This window comes from Pseudomonas sp. HP_01 (assembly GCF_055284355.1).
Genome location: NZ_JBTOPV010000029.1, coordinates 1 through 24756, shown reverse-complemented (window position 1 = coordinate 24756; position 24756 = coordinate 1). Strand labels below are relative to the sequence as shown.

The following is a 24756-nucleotide window of genomic DNA, read 5'->3' as shown; positions in this document are numbered from 1 at the left end:
TAGAGGCGCTAAAGGAGTAGTTGCGTAATGACCGATAACCACGAAGAACGTCGTCGCTTCAAACGCGTTGCATTCGACGCGAAAACCAAACTTAGCCAGGGCGACCAGACCTGGACGGTTCAACTGATCGACCTGTCGCTCAAGGGGCTGCTGATCGAAAAGCCCTCGCCCTGGGAGGGCGATGCCAACGAGCGATTCATGGTCGACATCGAGTTGCAGGACGGTATAGACGTCGTGATGGAAGTGCAGCTGACCCACGATGATCACAATCACCTGGGGTTTGTGTGCAAGCACATTGAGCTCGATTCAGTGACGCACCTGCGTCGACTGATCGAACTCAACATTGCCGATCACGATGAATTGGAGCGCGAGCTGGGTGCGCTGATACATCTATAGGCCACGCCGCCTTACTCGAACAACGCGTCCAGCGCCTGGTCGAGGCGCGTCACACCGATCACTGTCAGGCCAGGCGGCGACTCTTTCGGGGCGTTGCCCTTGGGCACGATGGCGCGTTTGAAGCCGTGCTTGGCCGCTTCCTTGAGTCGCTCCTGACCACTGGGCACGGGGCGCACTTCGCCGGACAAGCCCACTTCGCCGAACACCAGCAAGTCGCCCGGCAGTGCACGGTTGCGCAGGCTGGACATGACGGCGGCCATCAAGGCCAGGTCGGAAGCGGTTTCCAGCACTTTCACCCCGCCCACGACGTTGAGAAACACGTCCTGGTCATGGGTGGGAATGCCGCCGTGGCGGTGCAGTACCGCCAGCAACATGGCGAGCCGGTTTTGATCCAGCCCCAACGTCACGCGACGCGGATTGGAGAGGTGGCTGTCATCGACCAGCGCCTGCACTTCCACCAGCATCGGCCGGGTGCCTTCCCATGTCGCCATGACCACACTGCCCGCGACTTCTTCCTGCGCGCGGGTGAGAAAGATCGCCGACGGGTTCGAGACTTCTTTAAGCCCCTTGTCGGTCATGCCGAAGACGCCCAATTCGTTGACGGCACCAAAGCGGTTTTTCACTGCGCGCAACAAACGCAAGCGGCCATCGGACTCGCCCTCGAAGTACAACACGGTGTCGACCATGTGCTCCAGCACGCGAGGCCCGGCCAGCGCGCCTTCTTTGGTGACGTGGCCGACCAGAAATATCGCGGTACCGCTCTGCTTGGCGTAGCGCACCAGCAGCGCAGCACTCTCGCGCACCTGGGATACGCCGCCGGGCGCTGACTGCAGCTGTTCGGTGAAGATGGTCTGGATCGAGTCGATCACCATGACCTTCGGCTGCTCGATGCGCGCCGTGGCAATGATGGTTTCGATGCAGGTTTCGGTCATGACCCGCAGTTTGTCCTGGGGCAAGCCAAGGCGACGGGCGCGCATGGCGACCTGCTGCTGCGACTCTTCACCGGTGACGTACAGCGCCGGCATGCGCTCGGCAATGGCGCAAAGGGTCTGCAAGAGAATGGTCGATTTGCCGATGCCGGGGTCGCCGCCGATCAGCACCACCGAGCCATCCACCAGGCCGCCGCCGAGAACGCGGTCCAGTTCAGTGGAGTTGGTGGAAAAACGCGGGATTTCTTCGACACTGACTTCGGCCAGGGTTTTGATCTGCGCCTGTTGGCCGGTCCAGCCGGAACGACCGCTGGGCGCAGCGGCCGTGCTGTTGTCGATCACGGTTTCAACGAGGGTGTTCCAGGCGCCGCATTCGCTGCACTGGCCGGCCCATTTGGGAAACGTCGAACCGCACTCGGTGCAGCCGTACATGCGTTTGGCCTTGGCCATGACACCCCCGATGTAAAAAAGGGGCAATCATACCCGATGCGTCAAACCGTCGGGCGCAGCCCTAGCAGGCATGCATGCTTTTGGAGGATTAAATAAAACTTACCGGAACGTACCCGGTCGATTGCATGGATTAAGCGAGATGCAGCTAGCTGACTTACACTGCATTTACCACTCACATCTGTAACAAAGGAATACACCCATGAGCGTACTAAGCGAGTTCAAAGCTTTTGCCGTAAAAGGAAACGTCGTCGACATGGCCGTCGGTATCATCATCGGCGCGGCATTCGGCAAGATCGTTTCGTCGTTCGTAGGCGATGTAATCATGCCGCCCCTCGGGCTGCTGATCGGCGGCGTGGACTTCAGCGATCTGTCAGTCGTGCTGAGGCCTGCGGAAGGGGCAGCCCCTGCGGTGGTGCTGGCCTACGGCAAGTTCATTCAGACCGTGATCGACTTCATCATCGTGGCATTCGCCATCTTCATGGGCGTCAAGGCGATTAACCGCCTGAAACGTGAAGAGGCCAAGGCACCCACCCTGCCTCCAACCCCGACCAAGGAAGAGCTGCTGCTGGGCGAAATCCGCGACCTGTTGAAAGAACAGAACAACAAGCCCGCTGCACCACTGCCGGTGACGCCTGACCGGTTCGTTTAAGGCCGGTCATAGCATGTGGGGGTGAGCTTGCTCGCTTCCACATGGGTCTTGCGATCGCACCGCTGTATCAACCTACCAATAATTCTCCACCGCAATCTGTCCCGGCTTGCGCGTCAACGCCAGGCGCATGTCGCGAGTTTTCAGCACTGCGCGAGTGTCTTCGATCATCTGTGGATTGCCGCAGATCATCACCCGTGAATGTTCGGGTGTCAGCGCGACACCGGCCGCCTTCTCCAACTCACCGTTCTCGATCAGCGTGGTAATCCGTCCGTTGAGCGCACCGGGATGCGCTTCCCGCGTCACTGTGGCGATGAACGTGAACTTGTGTGCGTACTCGGCTAGGTATTCGCGCTGGGTCAGCTCGGCGATAAGCTGCTGGTAGGCCAGTTCCCGGGACTCACGGACGCTATACACCAGAATGATCCGCTCGAATTTTTCCCAGACCTCGAAGTCCTGAAGGATCGAAAGGAAGGGCGCCACACCGGTGCCTGTGGACAACATCCAGAGGTCCTGACCATCGGTGAAGCGATCCAGGGTCAGGTAACCCACCGCCTGTTTCTCCACCATCAGCGTGTCACCCTGACGAAGTCGGCTCAGCTCGCTGGTAAATTCGCCGTTGGGCACCACGATGGAGAAAAATTCGAGGAATTCATCGAAGGGCGAGGACACCACCGAGTAGGCGCGCCACACCGTCGTGCCGTCGGACTTGGTAACACCCAGACGTGCGAATTGTCCCGCCGTGAAGCGGAAACCTGGATCGCGTGTGGTACGAAAGGTAAAGAGACTGGGAGTCAGCGGCGTAACGTCCAGCAGCGTTTGCCGGGTGAATTTCTCTGCACTGGCAGTCATGGGGCGCTCCTGGCTCCTGTCTCACAAAAAGGGTGACCAGTGTCCCGCAAACCCGCCGCGATAAACACCGTCGGTTTGTAGTGATATCCGCAACGGACTGAGCAATTTTTAGAGTATTTCGCTATCGGCGTTATCGCGAAGTGGTTCGTGTCTACACACTTAATCTGTATAAGCCATTGATTCTACGAGCATTTTAAAATCATGCTGGCAGCCCGTCTGGTGGCACCTCGAGGCGATGGCCAGGCACGCTCCATTCAAAGCCGTGATTGTTTCCTAGACTTCGATCAGGACGATCAAGACTGAGCACGGAGGCACGCTATGGAAACTCAAACACTGGGGGAAGACTGCAAGGCGAGTAAGGAGACGCTGACCTATAAGGGCCTGACGATGAGAGAGGTGGAGGTGTTGAAGTGGTCCGCTACGGGCAAGACAGCAGCAGAAGTCGCGTTGATCCTTGATGTCACAGCGCGCACCGTTAACTTCCACGTTGGTAAAGCCATCCAGAAGATCGGCGCCTGCAACAAGATGTCGGCAGTGGTCCAGGCGGCGAAAGACGGGGTGATCTAGACACAGGGGGGAAGCAAGGGCGAAAAGCCCGGTGAGCGCAGGCAAAAACACGTAAAATCGCCGGCTTCGCGAACCTGGACACGCCGGCGCAGGCGCAACTCCCGCCAACACGCCGGTCGCGCCATCAACGACTGGAACTGCTCCGCCCATGCCCCTGCTGACCACCCCGTTTGCCCAACTCGACCTGATCCGCCAGCCGGAACAGTCAGATGAGCCCTTGCAGGCCTTCGATGCTGCCGACGAATATCTGCTCAACCACGTCGCCGAACAGGGCGTGACGCTGCAAACGCGGGTGCTGGTGCTCAACGACAGTTTCGGCGCCCTCGCCACCAGCCTCGCGCCCCATGCGACGGTGTTCAGCAGTACGGATTCGTACCTCGGCGCTCAGGCTTTGGGAAAGAATCTGGTGCGCAACGGCCTGACCTATGACGCCGTGCCGGTGATCCCCGCCAGTGCGCCGTTGACCGGCCCCTTCGACTGGGTGCTGATTCGCGTGCCCAAGACCCTCGCGTTGCTGGAAGAGCAACTGATCCGGTTGCAAGACCAACTGGCGCCAAACGCCAAAGTCGTTGCTGCCGGAATGATCAAGCACCTGCCCCGCTCCGCTGGCGAGCTGATGGAAGAATACATCGGCCCCGTGCAGGCATCGCTTGCTGTGAAAAAAGCGCGACTGCTGTTCTGCACCCCTGAAGCCAAAACCGTTCAGCCCTCGCCCTACCCCACCCGTTACACGCTGGACGAGCCGAAGATCGAGTTGATCAACCACGCCAACGTGTTCTGCCGTGACGGTCTGGACATCGGCACGCGGGCCTTCCTGCCGTACTTGCCCAAGGGCCTGGGCGCGGCGCGGGTCGCAGACCTGGGTTGCGGCAATGGCGTGCTCGCCATCGCCAGTGCGCTGGACAACCCTGACGCGCACTACACGCTGGTAGACGAGTCGTTCATGGCGGTGCAGTCGGCGCAGGAGAACTGGAGACTGGCCCTCGGCGAGCGGCCGGCAGTCATTCAGGCAGGCGACGGACTGGACGCACAGGAACCCGATTCGCTGGACGTCGTCCTGTGCAATCCGCCGTTTCATCAGCAACAAGTGGTCGGCGATTTCCTCGCATGGCGGATGTTCCAGCAGGCGCGCACGGCGCTGGTCACCGGCGGCGCGCTGTACATCGTTGGCAACCGTCATCTGGGCTATCACAGCAAACTGGCGCGGTTGTTCCGGGGCGTGGAGCAAGTGGCGGCGACGCCGAAGTTTGTGATCCTCAAGGCGCGCAAATAGCTCGACGCGCTTGTCTACGTGACTTCAGATGTGCGGCCAAAAAAAACCCGCAGAAGCGGGTTTTTTATCGAGCCGGAAACACTCAGTGCGACTTCATGCCTGCCGCTGTCATGAACATGCGCAGCAGCATGGCGACCACGAACAGCGCCAGCACGCTGCCGGTCCAGATGATCAACAGCCAGCCGATGCGCTGCCACAGGGGCTTACCCTTCGCTGGATCAACCTCGCGCTCAAAATCGCGGCGATCGTTGGGATGAGCCTCGTGCTGAACAGATTCTTTAACCGACATCGCTAAACCCTCTTCTCCCGCAGTCAGGCCCCGGCGACAAACCGGGGGCCCGTGCTGCTAGTGATAGCCGTGTTCGTGGGTGACTTTGCCGCGGAATACGTAGTAGCTCCAGAACGTGTAACCCAGGATCAGCGGAATGATGAACAGCGTACCGACCAACATAAAACCCTGACTCTGTGGCGGCGATGCGGCCGCCCAGATGGACACTGTTGGCGGAATGATGTTCGGCCACAAGCTGATGCCCAGACCGCTGTAGCCCAGGAAGATCAGCACCAGCGTCAGCAGGAACGGCGCGTAGTTGGCGTTGCGCGCCACCGCTTTGAACAAGCCGTACATCGTTACCAGGACCAGTGCCGGTACCGGCATGAACCACAGCAGGTTTGGCAGGCTGAACCAGCGATCGGCAATGGCCTGGTGGGCCAGTGGCGTCCACAGGCTGACGATCGCCATCACCACCAGCGTGGCGAGGGCCAAAGGTCGTGCCAGATCGTGCATGGCTTTCTGCAACGCCCCTTCCGTCTTCATGATCAACCAGGTGCAGCCGAGCAAGGCGTACGCCACGATCAGGGCCAGACCGCAGAAGACCGAGAACGGCGTCAGCCAGTCCAGCCCACCGCCGGCGTAGGCACGGTCGACCACCGGAATGCCGTCGATGTACGCGCCCAGTGCCACGCCCTGGAAGAATGTCGCCACCAGCGAACCGCCGATGAATGCCTTGTCCCACAGGTGCCGCTTGACGTCAGTGGCCTTGAAGCGGAACTCGAATGCCACGCCGCGGAAGATCAGCCCGAACAGCATGAAGATCAGCGGCAGGTAAAGCGCTTCGAGCACGACCGAGTAAGCCAGCGGGAAAGCGCCGAACAAGCCGGCGCCGCCGAGCACCAGCCAGGTTTCGTTGCCGTCCCAGACCGGCGCGACGGTGTTCATCATCACGTCCCGGTCGGTCTTGTCCTTCATGAACGGGAACAGTATCCCGATGCCCAGATCGAAGCCGTCCATGATGACGTACATCATGACGCCGAAGATGATGATCACGGCCCAGATCAGTGGAAGATCGATACCCATGGCTCAGTTCCCCTCAGTCAGGCTGTCTTTGCGGTGGTCCGTGCTGTTTTCATCAGCAGCAGAGAGAGGACGCGCCGGGGTGCGTTTCTGCCCTGGTCCGCCGTGTGCCGGAGTATCACCTTCATGGGTTTTAGGCCCTTTGCGCACCAGACGCATCATGTAACCGAAGCCGGTGCCGAAGAGCAGGAAATACACCACGACGAACAACACCAGGGTGATGCTCAACTGCTCAACGCTATGTCTGGACACGGCATTCGCCGTGCGCATGATCCCGTAGACCACCCAGGGCTGACGCCCGATTTCGGTGGTGAACCAGCCCGCCAGCATCGCGATCAGACCGGCCGGGCCCATGCACATGACCAGACGCAGGAACCAGCGATTGGTGTACAGCCCGCCGCGCCAGCGCAACCAGGCGCTCCACAGACCGACCGCGATCATCAGCAGGCCCAGCGCCACCATTACGCGGAACGACCAGAACACGATCAGCGCATTCGGACGGTCTTCCGGCGGGAAGGACTTCAGCGCCGGGATCTGCTTGTCCAGACTGTGGGTCAGGATCAGGCTGCCCAGATAGGGAATCTCGACCGCGTACTTGGTGCGTTCTTCTTTCATGTCCGGGATGCCGAACAGAATCAGCGGGGTCGGTTCGTCACCGACGTTTTCCCAGTGACCTTCGATCGCAGCGATCTTGGCCGGTTGGTGCTCGAGGGTGTTCAAGCCGTGAGCGTCGCCCACCATTGCCTGAATCGGCGCAACGATCAGCGCCATCCACATGGCCATGGACAGCATTCTGCGGATCGCCGGATTGTCACGGCCGCGCAGCAAATGCCAGGCCGCCGATGCGCCGACGAAGAACGCCGTGGAAACGAACGCGGCGATTGCCATGTGCATCAGGCGATACGGGAACGAGGGGTTGAAGATCACCGCGAACCAGTCCACCGGGATGATCCGGCCATCGATGATCTCGAAGCCCTGAGGGGTCTGCATCCAGCTGTTGGACGCCAGAATCCAGAAGGTCGAAATCAGTGTGCCGACAGCCACCATGGACGTAGCGAAGAAATGCAAGCCACGGCCGACGCGGTTCCAGCCGAACAGCATGACGCCGAGGAAGCCTGCTTCGAGGAAGAACGCCGTGAGCACCTCATAGGTCAGTAACGGCCCGGTCACAGCACCGGCGAAGTCAGAGAACCGGCTCCAGTTGGTGCCGAACTCGTAGGCCATGACCAGACCCGAGACCACACCCATGCCGAAGTTGACGGCAAAGATCTTCGACCAGAAGTGATAGAGGTCGCGATAAGTGTTGTCGTGAGTCTTCAGCCACAAGCCTTCCAGCACCGCGAGAAAGCTCGCCAGACCGATGGTGATGGCCGGGAAAAGAATGTGAAATGAAACGGTGAACGCAAACTGGATTCGGGCGAGATCGAGCGCCTCTAAACCGAACATAGGTCTTCCTCTATCAGGTGGAACTGGCTTCAGACTCGGGGCCTGCAGCGACTGCCCCCACGGTGTATTGAGTACGAGGTGTGGCGTTTGTTCTCGTGGTTTCGTGCTCAGGTCGGCAACCGGGGGAGATGCGTCAGGCGGCCAGTTCGATCAAAACACGCCAAGGTATTGATCCAGGTCAGCTGACATTGAAAGAGTAGTCCCATTTCGGCACTTGCTCTGCGTGGTCTTTTGTCGCGTGGCGAGTTGACTCACCTGTCAGAGCGGTGCAGTTAGAGGGAAGCAGAACAGAGTGGGCGGATTCATAGCTTAGCCCTTACAGCGTCGAAGCAAGAGGTCCTACAGCGGATCGCGAATAAAGCCCAATAGTGCGGAAATCAGTCGCTGATAAAGCGCGTCCACTTCCGGCACCTGGCCTTTGGCCCTGAGACTACCGTGAAGCAGCCCGAGCCCGGGATTGAACTCGGTGCGCACGCCCGCTTCACGCAACGAGCGCTCGTAGGCGATGCCGTCATCACGCAAGGGGTCGAACTGCGCGACGGCGATGAACGCAGGCGCCAGATCATGGAAATCACCGGCCTTGAGTGGCCGGGCATAAGCCGATTGTTCGGCCTCCGCCATGTAAAGCTGGCGGTAATATGCCAGCTCACCAGTGGAAAGAAGCGGTGCGTCCGCGCACTCACGGCGCGAGGGAAAATCGTTTGCCCCCCCCAGTTCCGGGTAAATCAACGCCTGCCCGACCGGCTGAGGCTCACCGGAATCGCGCAATGCGAGACACACTGCAGCGGCGAGATTGCCGCCAGCGCTGTCCCCGGCGATGGCGATGCGGCGCGGGTCGATGTCCAGCCGCTGCGCCTGAATCTGCAAGGCGTGCCAGACCGCCAGACAGTCACCGAATCCCGCAGGGAACGGGTGTTCAGGGGCCAGCCGGTAATCGACGGCGACGACCACCGCGTTGAGGTCGGCCGCCAGGGCAGCGGTCAGAAAGTCGTGAGAATCGAGATCGCCGACGACCCAGCCGCCGCCGTGGATGTACATCACACACGGCGCCGGATGTTCAAGGGAAAGCCGCTGGGGCCGGTAACTGCGCACCGCCACGCCGCCGAGGGAGAAATCCCCTACATCGAGGTGCGCCGGACGGGGGGGCGTGAACGCTTCACTCATCCGCGAATACGCGCGGCGCTGCTCATTGATGTCCTCGGATGCGCTGCTGAAGCTCAGTGTTTTGGCCAAAAACTCGGACATTTCGGAGGACAGCGGGTAAGACGTAGGCATTGGCGGCTCCAGCCCGAGCCCTTGGCCAGGCCTGCTTGGTTACTTGTTCACCGCCACTTGCACGGCGGCGGCGGCGTCTTTGCCATCGAAGGTCGTCACGCCATCCAGCCAACGCTTCATGTCTTCCGGATGATCCTTGAGCCACTGGCGGGCAACGTCGGTCGGCGCCTTGCGGTCCATGATCGGCACCATCATCTGGCTCTCCTGAGCGGCGGTGAACTTCAGGTTGCTCATCAGCTTGCTGACGTTCGGGCAACGGGACGCGTAATCCGGCGCGGTTACGACTGAAACGGTCGCCGCCCCTTCACTCGGGCCGAACACGTCTTCGCTGCCGGTCAGGTAGGCGATCTTCATGTTGATGTTCATCGGGTGCGGCGTCCAGCCTACGAATACCACCCATTCATTACGCTTGATCGCACGTTGCACCGCCGCGAGCATGCCCGCCTCGCCGGACTCGACCAGCTGGAAGCCGCCGAGGCCGAACTGGTTCTTCTCGATCATGCCCTTGATGTTGGCGTTGGCACCGGTGCCGGGCTCGATGCCGTAGATCTTGCCGCCAAGTTTGTCCTTGAACCTGGCGATGTCGCCGAAGGTTTTCAGCCCGCCTGATGCCACATAATCCGGCACCGCCAGGGTTGCCTGGGCATCGCTCATGCTGGGTACGTCGAGGACCTTGACCTGATTGGCCGCCACAAACGGCGCGATGTTCTTGTCCATCGCCGGTTTCCAGTACCCCATGAACACGTCAAGCCGATCGTCACGCAAACCGCCGAAGACGATTTGCTGGGCGGCGCTGGTCTGTTTGACCTCATACCCCATGTTCTGCAGCAGCACTTCGGCCACCGCGCTGGTGGCAACGACGTCTGTCCAGTTGACCACGCCCATGCGCACGTTCTGGCATTTGGCGGGTTCCGCTGCCAGCAGGACGGTGCTGCTCAGCATCAACGCAGCGCAACTGATATGACGAATAAATGAGTTCATGGGTGCTCCTCGGGTCGGCTCGTTATTTTATTCAGCTCTTTTCGGCAGTTTTTCAAGGCGTGAAGACCCACGGCAATTCGATGGCTGCCGCGTTGATGCAAGGTACGCAGCAGGCCTGAGCATCAAGCGCACCAGCGCGACCTGTGCTTGCACTGGGGCGACATTCAATAAGGGGGGGTTCAGCAGCAGATGATCGTTCCCATGCTCTGCGAGGCAACGAAGTTGATGACGGTCTGATCGTTCCCACGCTCCGCGTGGTAATGCAGTTCATGACGCTCTGCGTCATTAGGTACACGCAGCGTCCGGGGGAGGCGTTCCCACGCAGAGCGTGGGAACGATCAGGCGCGCTCCTGCAAGGTACCGAGTCGGTTACAGCACCTTATCCAGCGTAATCGGGAATTCCCGAACGCGCTTGCCCGTGGCATGGTAGATCGCATTGGCGATGGCCGAGGCCACGCCGACGATGCCGATCTCGCCCACACCCTTGGAGCCCAGGTCGTTGACGATGCTGTCGTTCTCTTCCACGAACAGCACGTCGATCTCGCCGATGTCCGCGTTCACCGGGATGTGGTACTCGGCCAGGCTGTGGTTCATGAAGCGCCCGAGGGTGTGGTCGGTCTGGCTCTCTTCCTGCAGAGCCTGACCAATGCCCCAGACGACGCCGCCGAGAATCTGGCTGCGTGCGGTTTTCGAGTTCACCACCCGTCCCGCCGCAACAGCATCCACTACGCGATTGACGCGAATGGTGCCCAGGTCTTCATCCACCAGCACTTCAACGAACACCGCCGAGTGCGTCGCCGTCGAATAGCCTTCGCGCTTGTCGTCAGGCTTGGCGTCGATCTGCACCTCCAGCGTCTCGTGAGAGGACTCGCGGACGATGTCTGCGTAGGCAAAACGCTGATCGTCGATCAACAGGTAGCCGTCGCCGTAACCGACATCGGCCATGTCCACCACCGCGTATTGCGGATGCGCCATGCGCACGGCGTCGAGCAGCTTGGCGCGCAGCGCACGGCAGGCCTGCTGCACCGCCGTACCCACAGAAGACACGGTGAACGAGCCACCCTGCAACGGCGACGTCGGCAGCGACGAATCGCCCAGCACGAAGGTGACGTCTTCAGGATTTACGCCCGCTGCCTCGGCGGCAATCTGAGTCATGACCGTGTAAGTGCCAGTGCCGATGTCAGTGGTGGCGCTGCTCACAGTGATCTTGCCGCTGCTGTCAATACTGGCCTTGGCGCTGGCCGGCATTTGCATGGCTTCCCATACACCGCCGGCCATGCCCCAACCGACCAGTTGACGACCCTGACGCATGCTGCGCGGCTCCGGGTTGCGCTTGCTCCAGCCAAAGCACTGTGCGCCTTGCTCGTAGCAGGCCAGCAGTTCTTTGCTGGAGTACGGCTTGCCCTCGTTGCCGTTGCTGTCGGCAAAGTTGACGATCCGCAATTGCACGGGGTCGATGCCGGCCGCAATGGCCAGCTCGTCCATCGCACATTCCAGCGCGACCATGCCGGAAGCAGCGCCCGGTGCGCGCATGTCCAGCGGCGTGTAGACGTCCAGCGGCGCCAACTTGTAGCTCAATGCCACGTTGTCGCACTGATAGAGCATGCCGCTCCATTCAACGACGTGCTCGGCAAAGTCTTCAAAGCGCGACGTCTGGCCGATCGCGTCGTGGGCGATCGCCATCAGCTTGCCATCCTTCGAGGCACCGAGACGCATGTGCTGGAGGGTCTGCGGGCGGTAACCGAAGGTAAACATCTGCTGACGGGTCAGCGTCAGACGCACCGAACGCTGGAGCTTCAACGCCGCCATGACGGCCAGCGGCAGTTGGTATTGCGGACGCAGGCCGGAACCGAACGCGCCACCGACGAAGGCAGCGAGGATGCGGATCTTTTCTTTCTCCAGACCAAACACGCTGTGCAGGTAGTCCTGGCAGTTCTGCGTACCCTGGGTCTTATCGTGGATCTCCAGGCTGCCATCAGCCTTGTAGAACACCGTCGATGCGTGGGGCTCCATCGGGTTGTGGTGCTCGTTGGGCGTGCTGTAGTGGGTGTCGACCGTCACCGCAGCTTGGGCAAATGCACCCGAAAAATCCCCGCGCGGCTTCGGTGTTTCCGCCGGTGCCGTGTGGGCGTCACTCTGGCCGACGCTGAGGTCGGTCTGGTGCGACTCGGTTTGATACTCGATGCGCACGAGGGAGCCGGCATGCCGCGCCAGTTCAAGGGTGTCAGCCACGACCAATGCCAGCGGCTGGCCGCTGTAGAGCACGTGGTCGTTGTAGAACGGGCGGAACGGCGAACCTTCCGCCGAGTCGGCGTCCTGATAGTCCTCGTCATAACTGGCGATGTGCGGGCGGTTGGTGTGGTCGATGACCGCCACCACGCCAGGTACCGCCAGCGCTTGTGAAGCATCGATGCGCACGACGCGGCCCGATGCGATGGTGCTGGACACGACGCTGGCATGCAGCAAGCCGGCCTCTGGGTATTCACCGGCGTAGCGGGCCTGACCGGTCACTTTCAGGCGTCCGTCGACGCGGTCCATCGGTTGGCCCAGCGCAGAGGCCTTTCCCGGGGTGGGTGTATTGGCGTTCATTAAACAGTTCCTCCCAAGGTGGCGTCGCTCAAGGCGCGAACGATCGCGCGGCGCGCCAGCTTGATCTTGAAAGCGTTGTGCGCCAGCGGTTGAGCGTCGCGCAGCATCGCGTCGGCAGCAGCAACAAAGTTTTCCCGGGAAACCGGCAGGCCCTTGAGCGATTGCTCGACGGCCGTGTCGCGCCATGGCTTGTGTGCCACGCCACCCAGGGCGATGCGCACATCACGGATCACGTCGCCATCGAGCTCAACGGCCGCAGCCACCGAGATTAGGGCAAAGGCATAAGACGCGCGGTCACGGATTTTCAGGTAATGGCTGTGCTGCTGAAAACGTGGAGCTGGCAGTTCGACGGCGGTAATCAGTTCATCGTCGGCAAGCTGGTTGTCGCGCTGGGGCGCATCGCCGGGCAGGCGGTGGAAGTCAGCAAACTCGATGACCCGGGCACCGGCACGACCCTGGACGTGAACGCGGGCTTCGAGCGCAGCCAGCGCAACGCACATGTCCGACGGGTGAGTCGCGACGCAGGCATCGCTGGCACCGAGAATCGCGTGAATGCGGTTCAGGCCGTCTTTGGCCGGGCAGCCAGTGCCAGGCTCGCGCTTGTTGCACGGCACGGTCGAATCGTAGAAGTAGTAGCAGCGAGTGCGCTGCAACAGGTTGCCACCCGTGCTCGCCATGTTGCGCAACTGCGGCGAAGCGCCGGCCAGAATGGCTTGGGACAGTAGCGGATAGTCACGCTCGATCAGCGGGTGCCACGCCAGGTCGGCGTTACTCACCAGCGCGCCGATCATCAGGCCGCCGCTGTCGGTTGCGCGGACATCTTTCAGCGGGAGCCCGGTGATGTCGATCAAGTGCTCGGGGCGAGCGATGTTTTCTTTCATCAAATCCAGCAGGTTCGTGCCACCAGCGATGAATCGGCTGCCAGGACCTGCGAGATTGACCGCCTGAGCGATGTCGGACGGCTTGCTGTAGCTGAAGGGATTCATTGGCCACGCCCTCCCTGATCCGGCGCGGCATTCATGGATGGCAAGACTTCCACCACCGCCGCACGTATGTTGCTGTAGGCGCCGCAACGGCAGAGGTTGCCGCTCATAAGTTCTTTCACTTCATCGTCGGTGCTGGCGCGGCCTTCGTTGGCCAGGCCCACCGCCGAGCAGATCTGGCCGGGCGTGCAGTAGCCGCACTGGAAAGCGTCATGCTTGATGAACGCTTGCTGCATCGGATGCAGCGTATCGCCATCTGCAAGCCCTTCGATCGTGGTCAGCTCGGCGCCGTCACACATGATCGCCAGGGTCAGGCACGCATTGATGCGCTTGCCGTCGCGCAGCACGGTGCATGCACCGCATTGGCCGTGGTCACAGCCCTTTTTGGTGCCGACCAGATCGAGCTGCTCGCGCAGCAGATCCAGCAGCGTGGTCCAAGGCTGTACGTCCACTTGTCGGGTCTGGCCGTTCAACGTCAGGGCGATGGAATGCCCTGCGAACGCCTGTTCATTGGTTGCACTCATGGGAAGCCTCACGGTAGGTACTCGATCAGCGCAGTGATCTGCGTCTTAAGGAGTACGACTTGCGCGATTTCGGAAACGTTCAGGGTTTATGACGGGCGTTTTGACGCAGCGGTGCGCCTGCCTGGGGCAAGCCAATTCGGACATTTGCAATCCGACGACAAGCACCAGGCCCCATCGCCCGGAGCTGCTGGTATGATGCGCGGCTTTTTGCAACTGGCAGAATTTGTGCAAGCCGTTTCGGTGAGCTGTGCTTTGCTGTTTCAGTCGACTACATAAATGACGCGGAGCGTCACCGGGGAGCCTTAAATGCTGGAGCGGTTGTTTCAACTCAGGGCACACAACACCAATGTGCGCACCGAAATTCTGGCCGGGGTCACGACCTTTCTGGCCATGGCCTACATCCTGTTCGTGAACCCGAGCATCCTTGGCGAGACCGGCATGGACAAGGGCGCGATCTTCGTCGCCACCTGTCTGGCCGCCGCCATCGGCTCCACCGTCATGGGCCTGATCGCCAACTACCCGATCGCCCTCGCGCCGGGTATGGGCCTCAATGCCTTCTTCACCTACACCGTCGTGCTGCACATGGGCCACACCTGGCAAGTGGCGCTGGGCGCGGTGTTCATTTCGGCGGTGATGTTTTTCCTGCTGTCGATCTTCCGCATACGCGAATGGATCATCAACAGCATCCCGCTGCCGCTGCGCTCGGCCATTGCCGCCGGTATCGGCCTGTTCCTGGCGCTGATTGCGCTGCACAACGCCGGCATCGTCGTCACTAACCCGGCCACTATGGTCGGCCTGGGCGATCTGGCCAAACCGGCACCGATTCTTGCGGCGCTGGGGTTCGCGCTGATCGTGGCGCTGGAGGCCCTGAAAGTGCGCGGCGCAGTGCTGATCGGCATTCTGGCCGTCACCATCATCTCCATTGTCATGGGTTTCTCGCCCTTTGGCGGCGTGATATCGATGCCGCCCTCGCTGGCACCGACCTTCCTGCAGCTGGACATCCCCGGCGCACTGAACATCGGCCTGGTCAGCGTGATTTTCTCTTTCCTGTTTGTCGACCTGTTCGATAACTCCGGCACCCTGATCGGCGTCGCCAAGCGCGCGGGCCTGATGGGCAAGGACGGCCACATGCCGAAGATGGGCCGTGCGCTGATCGCCGACAGTACCGCGGCAATGGCCGGCTCTCTGCTGGGCACCTCGACCACCACCAGTTACATCGAGTCGGCTGCGGGCGTGAGCGCTGGCGGGCGAACCGGTCTGACGGCCATTGTGGTTGCCGTGCTGTTTCTTTTGGCGCTGTTTTTCGCACCGCTGGCCGGCAGCGTTCCGGCATTCGCCACCGCCCCTGCCCTGCTGTTCGTGGCCGTGTTGATGACCTCGGGCCTTGCCGAAATCAACTGGGACGACATCACTGAAGCAGCACCGGTGGTGATCACCGCGCTGGCCATGCCGTTCACCTATTCGATCGCCAACGGTATCGCCTTTGGCTTCATTTCCTGGACCGTGATCAAGCTGTTGTCGGGCCGGGGCCGCGAGCTGAATTCGGCGCTGGTCGTGCTGTCGATTCTGTTCGTGATCAAGCTGGGCTTTTATCCATGAGTTCTACGTTCGACCCTGCAAGCTACACCGCTCAGCTCGATGAGAAGGCCGCGCGCCTGCGCGAGCTACTGGCGCCTTTCGCGGCGCCCGAGCCTCAGGTCTTCGATTCGCCGCGCGAGCATTACCGCCTGCGCGCCGAATTCCGCCTGTGGCGCGACGACGGCAAGCGTCACTACGCGATGTTCGCGCCGGGCGACAAGCACACGCCGATCCTGATCAGCGACTTCCCCATTGCCAGCCAGCAGATCAACGCGCTGATGCCGGTGTTGCGGGATCGCTGGGAGGCGAGCAAGACGCTCAATCACAAGCTGTTTCAGGTGGATTTTCTGACCACGCTGGCCGGCGACGGCATGATCACCCTGTGCTATCACCGCCCGCTGGACGACGCCTGGCAAGTCGAGGCTGAGCAACTGGCGGCTGATTTGAAGGTCAGCGTGATCGGTCGTTCGAAAGGGCAGCGTCTGGTGATCGGTCGCGATTACGTGACTGAGCAGCTGGATGTCGCTGGTCGCACGTTCAGCTATCGCCAGCCGGAGGGCGCATTCACCCAGCCTAACGGCACGGTGAACCAGAAAATGCTGAGTTGGGCGTACGAGGCATTGGGCGATCGCGATGACGACTTGCTTGAGCTGTATTGCGGCAACGGCAACTTCACGCTGCCGTTGGCGACCCGCGTGCGCAAGGTGCTGGCGACGGAGATCAGCAAGACGTCGGTCAATGCAGCATTGAGTAACCTGGCGGACAACGGGGTGGATAACGTGTCGCTGGTGCGCCTGTCGGCGGAAGAGCTGACCGAAGCCCTGAATGAGGTGCGCCCGTTCCGTCGTCTGGCCGGTGTCGATCTGAAAAGCTACGACTTCGGCAGCGTGTTCGTCGACCCGCCCCGCGCCGGCATGGACCCGGACACCTGTGAGCTGACGCGGCGTTTCGAACGCATTCTGTACATCTCGTGCAACCCGGAAACCCTGGCCGCGAACATCGCACAGCTGCACGACACCCACAGGGTCGAGCGCTGCGCATTGTTTGATCAGTTTCCATACACCCATCATATGGAGTCGGGGGTGTTGCTGGTTCGCCGCTGAAGGCGATTCTGGCAAGTTCTTCGCATCAACCCATTTTGTAGGGGCCAGCCCGCTGGCGAACGCATGGCGTCAGTCGACATCTATGTGTCTGACACTCCGCGTTCGCCAGCAAGCCGGCTCCTGCAGAGCGAGGTGTCAGCAGAACCGGCTTCAGCTGGAGAGGGTGTTTGAGTGGGACCGGCTTCAGCCGGGAATAGCGGTAATTGCAAACGCCCACACTATCTCCATGCGCCCGCAGCATATCCCGCACCATCCATCATTAAATTCCTGACAGCTAGCGGCGAACCGCGCCAGACCGGTGTATAACTCTCGGCCGTCTTTCGCTTCGATGGATGCCTTGCCTTGAGCTCCGAATCGCCCGCCCCGCCTTCTGAATCCTCCGCTAAAAGCGCCCTGCGGCTGCCCGGTTTTTTCGCCTTCCTGACTGCGCGCCTTGCTGCCGTTTTCGCCATGCAGATTCAGGCAGTGGTCGTCGCCTGGCAGGTCTACGACATGACTCGCAGCCCGATTTCGCTGGCGTATGTGGGTCTCGCGCAGTTCATTCCCATGCTGCTGTTGTTGATGCCGGCCGGCGACCTGATCGACCGCTACGATCGCAAGATGATCCTGACCATCAGTTGGTCGGTGCAAGCGGTGTGCAGCCTGATGCTGATGCTGTTCTCGGTCACGCACCATCAGGACACGCGGCTGATTTACGCCACCCTGGCCTTGTTCGGTTGCGCGCGGGCGTTCACCGGCCCGGCGCTGCAGAGCCTGCTGCCACAAGTCGTCCCGCGTGAAAAACTCGCCTCGGCCATCGCCACCAACAGCATGATCATGCGCATTGCCACCATCGCCGGGCCTCTGGTCGGCGGCGGCTTATATGCAGCGGGCGGCGGCGGTTTGACCTACTCAGTGTGCATGGCCAGCTTCATCGCTGGCGTGCTGTTGCTGATCCGCGTGCCGGTGCTCTATGCCGGCAAGAAGCAGATTCTCGAGTCCACGGCCTGGAAGCGCTTTACCGCGGGCATCGCCTTCATCCGCTCGCGGCCGATCATCCTCGGCACCATTTCCCTGGACCTGTTCGCCGTGCTGCTCGGCGGCGTGGTGGCGCTGTTACCGATTTATGCCCATGAAGTGCTGCACCTGGGGCCGCAAGGGCTGGGCGCGCTGCGCAGTGCAATGAGTCTGGGGGAGGTCAGCACCGGTCTGTACCTGAGCTTCCGGCCTTTTGATCGACACGTCGGTCTGGTCATGTTCATCGCCGTCGCGGTGTTCGGTGTCGCCAATCTGGTGTTCGCCCTGTCGACCCTGTTCTGGCTGTCGCTGCTCGCTTTGATGATTGCCGGTGCGGCGGACATGGTCAGCGTCTACATTCGCTCCACGCTGGTGCAGTTCTCGACGCCGGACGACATGCGCGGACGGGTCAATGCGGTGAATATGCTGTTTATCGGTTCGTCCAACGAGCTGGGCGAATTCCGCGCCGGGAGCAGCGCAGCGCTGTGGGGTGCCGTGCCCGCTGCGATCATCGGCGGCCTGTGCACACTGGGTGTCGTTGGCGCCTGGATGGTTGGCTTCAAGGCCCTGCGCCAGGTGAACCACTTCGCCGATGCCTCGCCGGTCGAGACCACCGAGAAGCAGACGGCGAGGGTCTAACCCATGTGGTTTTAGCTGTTGGCGCGCACCCTCTGCGCCAGCAGCGAATACGGCTATTTCCCACCTTTTCGACCGATCACTGCCGCGAACATCACCCGTGACGGAATCTTCCGTAAGACGTGCTATGGCTCCAGCGTAGGACCAATCCGAATCGTACTTTTGCCCCCCCTCTTGACGCTTCAAAGCCACGAATACGCTCCCTATCCTTGCTGGACCTGAACTCAGCAAGGACACGCGGCATGGCATTTGACGGATTCATCAGGCTGGACGGGATCGACGGCGAGTCGCTGGATGAGCGCAACAAGGGCTGGATCGAAATAGTGGCCTACGACTTCGGCGTCAGCCAAAGCACTTCGGCCACCGCCAGCTCAAACGGCGGCGCGGGCTCGGGTCGGGCCAGCCTCAGCGACTTCAGCTTCAGCAAGCGCCTGGATAAATCCAGCGCTGCGTTGTTTGAAGCCAGTTGCGCGGGTACGCACATCAAGGACCTGACCTTGTGCCTCTACCGCGCCGGTGGAGATAAGTTGAAGTACTACGAAGTGCGCCTCGAAGAAGTCATCATTTCTGACTTCAGCCAAAGCGGTGAAAGCGGCGAGCCCCTGGAACACGTGCAAATCAACTTCGGCCGCGTCCGCATTCTGTACACCCAGCAGAAACGCAGCGACGGGGCGGCAGCCGGCAATGTAGTCGGCGGCTGGGACCGCATCGCCAACAAGCGCTTTAGTTGAGGACAGCACGTGTCCAAGCCCTATGTGTTTATCAATGACCGCATACAGACCTATTTCACACTCAAGGCACGGGTGAGCGGGGGTGCGAAGTTCGATGTGCTTAACGCGCACATTCGAAACGTTGTGGTGATGCCAGGCCAACTGGTGATTGTCAGCGACGGTTCAAACGGCACTCTGACAGCCGAAGAAACCTAACTGATGAACCTGGCGCGTAACGTCCATCGTCAAGTGAAAGGCGCGGGCAGCCAGCTCATCGAGAACTACGACTTGCTGCAGAACATGCTCAGTTATGGATCGCTGGGTATTGGCGCTGCCACCGGGAGTTGGGGCAAGCACCTGGAGGGCGTGAAGAAAACCCTGGAAGAGATCGAGCGGCTTTACAAACTGTCGCTGGCGCGCGGAACACCCATTGCCCGGCAAGAGTTCATCAACCAGCGACGAGCGCTGTTTGCCACGCTTGATAAGCAACTGGAAGGCATTGCTCGCTGGGGCACCGGGCTACGGAAAAAGGGCCCGCTGAAGAAGATGCTGGGGTTGTCGACCAAGAGTTATCTGCATACGGGCGAGATCCAGGGGTATGCGGAGCGGGTTGGGCGGATCGCTAGAGTGGCGAAGTTGCTGAAATTCGGGACGCCTGTGGGGATTGGGCTGAATGCAATTTCAGCAGGCCTTGAAATCAAGGAGGCATGTTCGACGGGGCGAGAGGAGTTTTGTCGAAAAGCCCGGTACGTTGAAAGTAGCAAATTTCTCGGCAGCACACTGACGGGGTACTTCGGTGGAGAATTAGGTGCATCGGCAGGAACCACGGCGTGCGCCATCGTTTTGGGAGGCCTGACGTCCGGGATAGGCGTGATCGGCTGCGGAATCGTTGGAGGCGTCGTGGGCGGATACGGCGGTGGGCTAATTGGTGAATTCTTCGGCGAAATTACTGGGGAATATCTCTATGAGTGGATGCCATGACGGACGATATACCAACGGGATTGCTCTCACTCATCATGTTACTGATGATCGCCGCTCACATTGCGTGCTCCTATATATTCTTTTACATATACTTGGAAAAGATCGAAGACTACCTATGCGATATCAAAATGATTGCCGTGAACAAGAAGTTCTACGGAGACAGCTTTCTTGGCAGAAAAATGAGAGAAAATTTCGTAACGCTAGTTGCCGTCGCACCTGAAATTTTTTGGAGACAGGAGCGTATTCCGAGAGCAAAACTTCTCAAACTGCCTCCCCGACTGTTGTGGGGAGTACGAATCGTTTATTGCTCGATGGTTTTCATCGGCATGAGTGCGGTACTACTCTATTATTTCCGCGCGCCTCACTAGTGCGGCTTACTCAACTGATAGTTTAAGTCGGCTCTTTCGAAATCTCAAACACGGAGTTGACTTCCTGAATTGTTGAATTGTGAGCAGTCACGGGCCGCGCCAACTTCACGGATAGGGGGGGGGATCACTTGGGATACATTGCATCTATTGATGAATGGGAGCCCATTATGCCTACCTCATCTTACGGTCAAGTTGGATTGATCCTAACGATTTCGGCGTGGACCAACATTTTTTTTTCTACTAGGGTTTATGCACAAGCACCTAGACTTCCTCGAACGATGTTTGTCTGGCAACAAATGCGTAATTAACACGAAAAGCCTTTGGGGAGGTGGAGTAATTGGCAGACTTATGCGACTCGGCATGGTTTTCATCGTTATTTCAATGCCAGGATTTATGTACGCTCGAGGCGAAGCAATGAAAGATGCCCACCAGAGTATTCCTCGTCATTTAAAACGATGGATGTGGGGACTCCACATCTCTCTTTTTCTTAACCTCACATCGCTGATGGCACTATCGTTTTTGATAAAATTTTTTTAAACGCTCTTAACTTGGCATAGAGGGATACGCTGGGGGATTGCTCGGTGAAAACATTGGTAAATATCACGGATAGTTAATCTACGACTGGATTCCGTAATGCACTTCATCGTTTTAGGCACATCATGTTTTATCTTATTACTTTCGATGTGGACCAATATCATCGTAATGGTTTACCTACAAAAACATAGAACATCTTGAGCACCTACTATCTGACTGCAGGTGCATCAATTATTTCAGAGCGATTTGGCAGGGACGAATAATTGGCAGGCACATGAGATTTAATATGGTGCTGATGGCAATCACCTTTCCGAGCGCAATGTACCGGCGAGGCGATTCGACTCAAGATGCTCACTACCGTATTCCTCTTCGCCTGAAAAGGTGGATCTGGGGAATTTACAGCTGGCTTTTCGTTAACTGTACCTGCTTGGCTATATTGGCCTGGCTAATAAAATAATTATGCCCGAGAAAGTCTGGTGGGTGATGGCGGTATTTGGAAGCATATTCGTCAACATCATCATAATGATTTACTTCCAGCTCAATAAGTTAGCCGCTATGGAGGAACGGCTATCAGACGTAAAACTTGTCCAGTGGAACAAAAGCGTGTGGGGCGGGGGCCTCATTGGCAGGCAGATGAGGCTGAATGGATTAGCGATGATCATCATCATGCATAAGCTTATGAACAGTCGGGGTGAGATACCTCCCGATGCAGATAAGCGGTTGTCTTCGGCGCTCAGGCTTCAACTTCAGGCGCTCTATCTTTTCTCATATGCAAACGGCGGCGCTTTAGCTTGGGTTTATTTCTCCCTAGACTGAACAAGCTTGACAGTGCTCTGCGAGATCTTTTGACCCTCATTAGGGAAGAAATTTGGAGCTGCTTCACCCATGCACTACTTGATCGGCCTACTTTCACTGGCAATGTCTTTTTGGATGATTGCGACCATCTTGACGATGACGATTTTTTGCTACCGAAAGATAGAAATAATTGAAAGTTACCTAAATGACTGCAGATGCATATCTGATGCCCGAATGATATGGGGAGTGCGCATAATTTACGGCTCGATGATTCTCATCGGTGTGAGTAGCGGACTACTCTATTATTTTCGTGCGCCTCATTAGTGCACTCAAAGGGCGCTGCCTTGGCATGGGTCTACTTCTCCGCAGATTGAAAAATTAAAATGAAGGTACTGAGCTGCCAACCTCCATCAACAAGCTTTGCAGGTCAGCGATACCTCTGAAGAACCGATTCGCGAACTATTCCCCCTCCCCTCCTCTCTTAGTCCAGCAGACCAGACGGCGCACGCCCGCCGTCTACACTTCCCACACGACCAAAAAGAGGATTCCCCCATGCTATGGAAAAAAGGACGTCGCAGTGACAACGTCGTGGACGCACGTGGCGATTCCGGGGGTGGCGGTGGCGGCGGGATGCGCATTGGCGGCAAGGGGTTGGGGCTTGGCGGGATTGTGATCATCGTCGCAATCGGCCTGCTGACCGGGCAGGACCCGATGCGGATTCTGGGTGAGATCACCGGCCAGATGGGTTCGGAGCAGACCGCAGCGGTCAATCCGCAAACGCGCCAGGCGCCACCGGCCAATGACGAGCAGGCCGACTTCGTGCGCGCGATCCTGGGCGACACCGAGGACACGTGGCAGCAGGTGTTCCAGCAAATGGGGAGCCAGTACAAGGCACCCGCCCTGATTCTGTTCAGCGGTCGGGTGCAATCGGCGTGTGGTTCGGCGTCTTCGGCGAGCGGCCCTTTCTACTGCCCGGCTGACCAGCGCGTGTACCTGGACATGGAGTTTTTCCGTGAAATGAGTCAGCGCTTTAAAGCGGCGGGAGATTTCGCTCAGGCTTACGTGATTGCCCACGAAGTTGGCCATCATGTGCAGACCTTGCTGGGGGTTTCGGCTAAAGTTGACGCCGCCCGCCAACGCGGTATGAAAATGGAAGGTGACAACGGTTTGCTGGTGCGTCAGGAGCTTCAGGCTGACTGCCTGGCAGGCGTTTGGGCCAACAACGCACAAAAGCGTTTGAACTGGCTGGAGCCGGGTGATATTGAAGAGGCGCTGAACGCCGCCAACGCCATTGGCGACGACCGCTTGCAGCAACAGGGTCAGGGCCGGGTCGTGCCAGACTCGTTTACCCACGGCACTTCTGCCCAGCGGGTCCGCTGGTTCAAGACAGGTTTTGCCGCAGGACAAATCAACCAATGCGATACGTTCGCCGCCAAGAGCCTCTGATCACATGATGAAACCGCTTTCGATCCTGTTGTTGGGCACCCTGATGAGCCTCAATGCTCATGCAGCGGATCAGGCGGTTAAATCCATCAGCCCGGACCGGCTGCAGATCAACGGGACGACCCAGGCCACGCTCGGCCTGAGCCAGAGCTGGGTTCGTCCCAGCCCGCAGGTCCAGCGGGTCGTTATCGTTTTTCACGGCCGGCTGCGCAACGCGCAAACCTACCTGCGCAGTGTCGAGCGTGCGGCCAACCAGTCACGCCAGCGCTCGAAAACGCTGCTGATCGCGCCGCAATTTCTCGATGAGAAAGACATTGCACAGCACCGCCTGCCCGAATCGGTGCTGCGCTGGCACACCAATGACTGGATGGCGGGCGAGAAGTCGTTGGGCTCCAAGCCGGTCAGCTCTTTTGTGGTCATCGATCACATCCTCAAACGTTTGAGTGACAGCAAGCTGTTTCCCAACTTGAAGGAGATCGTGATCGCTGGCCATTCGGGCGGTGCTCAAGTGGTGCAGCGCTACGCAATGATTGGCGGCAAGGAAGATGCATTGCTGAAGAAGGAAGGCATCAAGCTGCGCTATGTGATCGCCAACCCATCCTCGTATGCGTATTTCGATGCGACTCGGCCTGTGCCGGTTGATGCGGCAAGCTGCCCGACTTTCGACACATGGAAGTACGGCCTGAACAAGCTGCCCGCCTATGCCGGCAAGGAAACACCGGCTGAGCTGGAGGCTGCGTACGTAAAGCGGGACATTACTTATCTGCTGGGCGCGCTGGACACCGATCCGGACCATCCGGCGCTGGACAAGGATTGCGGTGCCGAAGCCCAGGGGCCGCAGCGTCTGGCACGTGGTCACAACTATTTCGATTACCTTACCAAGCGTCATCCGGAAGGCTTGAATCAACGCCTGGTTGAAGTGAAAAACGTCGGGCACAACGGCGACGCGATCTTCACCTCACCTGAAGGGCAGACGGCGTTGTTTAAGGCTAACTGAAAGAGCTGCGCGCATTAGTGAGACCGGCGTTAGCCGGGAAAGAGCCAGCATGTGCACCTCTAATTTTGCGGTGTAACGTCCGACGCCTTACCGGCTAAAGCCGGTCCCACTATTTAAACGCGATCCGTCAGTAGGACCGGCTTCAGCCGGGAGGAGGCCAGCATGGGCACCTCCAATTTTGCGGTGTAACGTCCGACGCCTTACCGGCTAAAGCCGGTCCCACTATTTAAACGCGATCCGTCAGTAGGACCGGCTTTAGCCGGGAAGAAGCCAGCATGTACACCTCCAATTTCGGGGTGTAACGCCCGACGCCTTACCGGCTAAAGCCGGTCCCACTATTTAAACGCGATCCG

23 protein-coding genes are annotated in these 24756 nt (G+C 59.4%); 13 read left to right on the top strand and 10 right to left on the bottom strand.

Annotated elements, in window-relative coordinates; translation table 11 throughout:
- Window positions 1-27 precede the first annotated feature (27 nt).
- Window positions 28-396 carry a PilZ domain-containing protein gene (locus ACYAR8_RS16435; protein WP_074888641.1) on the top strand — a complete coding sequence of 123 codons (369 nt, stop codon included), beginning with the start codon at window positions 28-30 and terminating at the stop codon, window positions 394-396.
- A gap of 11 nt (window positions 397-407) precedes the next feature.
- Here the strand turns inward: ACYAR8_RS16435 and radA are convergent, their stop codons facing one another.
- Complete coding sequence (gene radA, locus ACYAR8_RS16430) at window positions 408-1775, bottom strand: DNA repair protein RadA (RefSeq protein WP_074888638.1); 1368 nt, start codon at window positions 1773-1775, stop codon at window positions 408-410.
- Window positions 1776-1974: 199 nt separating this feature from the next.
- On the opposite strand from radA, the gene mscL reads away from it, so the two are divergent.
- On the top strand, window positions 1975-2424 hold the full coding sequence (gene mscL / locus ACYAR8_RS16425) for a large-conductance mechanosensitive channel protein MscL (protein WP_074888636.1): 450 nt from the start codon (window positions 1975-1977) through the stop codon (window positions 2422-2424).
- A gap of 72 nt (window positions 2425-2496) precedes the next feature.
- Here mscL and ACYAR8_RS16420 read toward each other — a convergent pair whose 3' ends face one another.
- A complete protein-coding gene (locus ACYAR8_RS16420) occupies window positions 2497-3273 on the bottom strand; it encodes a ferredoxin--NADP reductase (protein WP_463580444.1) in 777 nt (258 codons plus the stop codon).
- Between the two features lie 318 nt (window positions 3274-3591).
- On the opposite strand from ACYAR8_RS16420, the gene ACYAR8_RS16415 reads away from it, so the two are divergent.
- Window positions 3592-3840 carry a helix-turn-helix transcriptional regulator gene (locus ACYAR8_RS16415; RefSeq protein ID WP_074888631.1) on the top strand — a complete coding sequence of 83 codons (249 nt, stop codon included), beginning with the start codon at window positions 3592-3594 and terminating at the stop codon, window positions 3838-3840.
- Window positions 3841-3988: 148 nt separating this feature from the next.
- Entirely contained in the window at window positions 3989-5113 is a 1125-nt protein-coding gene (locus tag ACYAR8_RS16410) for a methyltransferase (RefSeq protein WP_463580443.1), read from the top strand.
- A gap of 82 nt (window positions 5114-5195) precedes the next feature.
- On the opposite strand, the gene ACYAR8_RS16405 is transcribed toward ACYAR8_RS16410, so the two are convergent.
- The 8 genes from ACYAR8_RS16405 to ACYAR8_RS16370 all read right to left on the bottom strand — a co-directional run bounded on the left by ACYAR8_RS16405 (window position 5196) and on the right by ACYAR8_RS16370 (window position 14262).
- Complete coding sequence (locus ACYAR8_RS16405; protein WP_463580442.1) at window positions 5196-5402, bottom strand: DUF2474 domain-containing protein; 207 nt, start codon at window positions 5400-5402, stop codon at window positions 5196-5198.
- 57 nt (window positions 5403-5459) lie between these two features.
- Entirely contained in the window at window positions 5460-6467 is a 1008-nt protein-coding gene (cydB, locus tag ACYAR8_RS16400; RefSeq protein ID WP_463580441.1) for a cytochrome d ubiquinol oxidase subunit II, read from the bottom strand.
- A 3-nt stretch (window positions 6468-6470) separates the two neighbouring features.
- Window positions 6471-7910 (bottom strand): cytochrome ubiquinol oxidase subunit I, encoded by a 1440-nt coding sequence (locus ACYAR8_RS16395; protein WP_074888620.1) that lies wholly within the window; start codon window positions 7908-7910, stop codon window positions 6471-6473.
- Between the two features lie 339 nt (window positions 7911-8249).
- A complete protein-coding gene (locus ACYAR8_RS16390; RefSeq protein WP_463580440.1) occupies window positions 8250-9185 on the bottom strand; it encodes an alpha/beta hydrolase in 936 nt (311 codons plus the stop codon).
- Between the two features lie 39 nt (window positions 9186-9224).
- The gene (gene choX, locus ACYAR8_RS16385) at window positions 9225-10166 is read right to left on the bottom strand and encodes a choline ABC transporter substrate-binding protein (protein ID WP_074888615.1); all 942 of its coding nucleotides are present in this window, start codon (window positions 10164-10166) and stop codon (window positions 9225-9227) included.
- Between the two features lie 369 nt (window positions 10167-10535).
- Window positions 10536-12755, bottom strand: coding sequence for a xanthine dehydrogenase family protein molybdopterin-binding subunit (locus ACYAR8_RS16380; protein WP_463580439.1), 2220 nt, complete (start codon window positions 12753-12755; stop codon window positions 10536-10538).
- Window positions 12755-13741: an FAD binding domain-containing protein gene (locus tag ACYAR8_RS16375; protein WP_463580438.1), complete on the bottom strand. Its 987-nt coding sequence runs from the start codon at window positions 13739-13741 to the stop codon at window positions 12755-12757. Before ACYAR8_RS16375 ends, ACYAR8_RS16380 begins: the two co-directional genes overlap by 1 nt.
- Window positions 13738-14262 carry a (2Fe-2S)-binding protein gene (locus ACYAR8_RS16370; RefSeq protein ID WP_074888607.1) on the bottom strand — a complete coding sequence of 175 codons (525 nt, stop codon included), beginning with the start codon at window positions 14260-14262 and terminating at the stop codon, window positions 13738-13740. The genes ACYAR8_RS16375 and ACYAR8_RS16370 overlap by 4 nt, the downstream gene beginning before the upstream one ends.
- 306 nt (window positions 14263-14568) lie before the next feature.
- On the opposite strand from ACYAR8_RS16370, the gene ACYAR8_RS16365 reads away from it, so the two are divergent.
- The 9 genes from ACYAR8_RS16365 (at window position 14569) to ACYAR8_RS16325 (ending at window position 24403) form a co-directional block, all read left to right on the top strand.
- The gene (locus tag ACYAR8_RS16365; protein ID WP_074888604.1) at window positions 14569-15861 is read left to right on the top strand and encodes an NCS2 family permease; all 1293 of its coding nucleotides are present in this window, start codon (window positions 14569-14571) and stop codon (window positions 15859-15861) included.
- The gene (gene trmA, locus ACYAR8_RS16360) at window positions 15858-16943 is read left to right on the top strand and encodes a tRNA (uridine(54)-C5)-methyltransferase TrmA (RefSeq protein WP_463580437.1); all 1086 of its coding nucleotides are present in this window, start codon (window positions 15858-15860) and stop codon (window positions 16941-16943) included. Before ACYAR8_RS16365 ends, trmA begins: the two co-directional genes overlap by 4 nt.
- 342 nt (window positions 16944-17285) lie before the next feature.
- Window positions 17286-18578, top strand: a complete 1293-nt coding sequence (locus ACYAR8_RS16355; RefSeq protein ID WP_074888597.1) for an MFS transporter — start codon at window positions 17286-17288, stop codon at window positions 18576-18578.
- A 239-nt stretch (window positions 18579-18817) separates the two neighbouring features.
- Window positions 18818-19306 (top strand): Hcp family type VI secretion system effector, encoded by a 489-nt coding sequence (locus ACYAR8_RS16350; RefSeq protein WP_463580436.1) that lies wholly within the window; start codon window positions 18818-18820, stop codon window positions 19304-19306.
- 9 nt (window positions 19307-19315) lie between these two features.
- Window positions 19316-19501 carry a hypothetical protein gene (locus ACYAR8_RS16345; protein WP_463580435.1) on the top strand — a complete coding sequence of 62 codons (186 nt, stop codon included), beginning with the start codon at window positions 19316-19318 and terminating at the stop codon, window positions 19499-19501.
- A gap of 3 nt (window positions 19502-19504) precedes the next feature.
- Window positions 19505-20266, top strand: a complete 762-nt coding sequence (locus ACYAR8_RS16340) for a hypothetical protein (protein WP_463580434.1) — start codon at window positions 19505-19507, stop codon at window positions 20264-20266.
- 1361 nt (window positions 20267-21627) lie between these two features.
- Window positions 21628-21984 (top strand): hypothetical protein, encoded by a 357-nt coding sequence (locus ACYAR8_RS16335; protein WP_463580433.1) that lies wholly within the window; start codon window positions 21628-21630, stop codon window positions 21982-21984.
- Window positions 21985-22515: 531 nt separating this feature from the next.
- Window positions 22516-23409, top strand: coding sequence for a KPN_02809 family neutral zinc metallopeptidase (ypfJ, locus tag ACYAR8_RS16330; RefSeq protein ID WP_074888585.1), 894 nt, complete (start codon window positions 22516-22518; stop codon window positions 23407-23409).
- 4 nt (window positions 23410-23413) lie between these two features.
- Entirely contained in the window at window positions 23414-24403 is a 990-nt protein-coding gene (locus ACYAR8_RS16325; protein WP_463580432.1) for an alpha/beta hydrolase, read from the top strand.
- Window positions 24404-24756 lie beyond the last annotated feature (353 nt).

What these genes read in the sequence shown, in the direction of transcription:
- ACYAR8_RS16435 (WP_074888641.1), top strand. Translation starts at nt 28, where the DNA reads ATGACCGATAACCACGAAGAACGTCGTCGCTTCAAACGCGTTGCATTC.
- radA (WP_074888638.1), bottom strand. Translation starts at nt 1,775, where the DNA reads ATGGCCAAGGCCAAACGCATGTACGGCTGCACCGAGTGCGGTTCGACG.
- mscL (WP_074888636.1), top strand. Translation starts at nt 1,975, where the DNA reads ATGAGCGTACTAAGCGAGTTCAAAGCTTTTGCCGTAAAAGGAAACGTC.
- ACYAR8_RS16420 (WP_463580444.1), bottom strand. Translation starts at nt 3,273, where the DNA reads ATGACTGCCAGTGCAGAGAAATTCACCCGGCAAACGCTGCTGGACGTT.
- ACYAR8_RS16415 (WP_074888631.1), top strand. Translation starts at nt 3,592, where the DNA reads ATGGAAACTCAAACACTGGGGGAAGACTGCAAGGCGAGTAAGGAGACG.
- ACYAR8_RS16410 (WP_463580443.1), top strand. Translation starts at nt 3,989, where the DNA reads ATGCCCCTGCTGACCACCCCGTTTGCCCAACTCGACCTGATCCGCCAG.
- ACYAR8_RS16405 (WP_463580442.1), bottom strand. Translation starts at nt 5,402, where the DNA reads ATGTCGGTTAAAGAATCTGTTCAGCACGAGGCTCATCCCAACGATCGC.
- cydB (WP_463580441.1), bottom strand. Translation starts at nt 6,467, where the DNA reads ATGGGTATCGATCTTCCACTGATCTGGGCCGTGATCATCATCTTCGGC.
- ACYAR8_RS16395 (WP_074888620.1), bottom strand. Translation starts at nt 7,910, where the DNA reads ATGTTCGGTTTAGAGGCGCTCGATCTCGCCCGAATCCAGTTTGCGTTC.
- ACYAR8_RS16390 (WP_463580440.1), bottom strand. Translation starts at nt 9,185, where the DNA reads ATGCCTACGTCTTACCCGCTGTCCTCCGAAATGTCCGAGTTTTTGGCC.
- choX (WP_074888615.1), bottom strand. Translation starts at nt 10,166, where the DNA reads ATGAACTCATTTATTCGTCATATCAGTTGCGCTGCGTTGATGCTGAGC.
- ACYAR8_RS16380 (WP_463580439.1), bottom strand. Translation starts at nt 12,755, where the DNA reads ATGAACGCCAATACACCCACCCCGGGAAAGGCCTCTGCGCTGGGCCAA.
- ACYAR8_RS16375 (WP_463580438.1), bottom strand. Translation starts at nt 13,741, where the DNA reads ATGAATCCCTTCAGCTACAGCAAGCCGTCCGACATCGCTCAGGCGGTC.
- ACYAR8_RS16370 (WP_074888607.1), bottom strand. Translation starts at nt 14,262, where the DNA reads ATGAGTGCAACCAATGAACAGGCGTTCGCAGGGCATTCCATCGCCCTG.
- ACYAR8_RS16365 (WP_074888604.1), top strand. Translation starts at nt 14,569, where the DNA reads ATGCTGGAGCGGTTGTTTCAACTCAGGGCACACAACACCAATGTGCGC.
- trmA (WP_463580437.1), top strand. Translation starts at nt 15,858, where the DNA reads ATGAGTTCTACGTTCGACCCTGCAAGCTACACCGCTCAGCTCGATGAG.
- ACYAR8_RS16350 (WP_463580436.1), top strand. Translation starts at nt 18,818, where the DNA reads ATGGCATTTGACGGATTCATCAGGCTGGACGGGATCGACGGCGAGTCG.
- ACYAR8_RS16340 (WP_463580434.1), top strand. Translation starts at nt 19,505, where the DNA reads ATGAACCTGGCGCGTAACGTCCATCGTCAAGTGAAAGGCGCGGGCAGC.
- ACYAR8_RS16335 (WP_463580433.1), top strand. Translation starts at nt 21,628, where the DNA reads ATGCCCGAGAAAGTCTGGTGGGTGATGGCGGTATTTGGAAGCATATTC.
- ypfJ (WP_074888585.1), top strand. Translation starts at nt 22,516, where the DNA reads ATGCTATGGAAAAAAGGACGTCGCAGTGACAACGTCGTGGACGCACGT.
- ACYAR8_RS16325 (WP_463580432.1), top strand. Translation starts at nt 23,414, where the DNA reads ATGATGAAACCGCTTTCGATCCTGTTGTTGGGCACCCTGATGAGCCTC.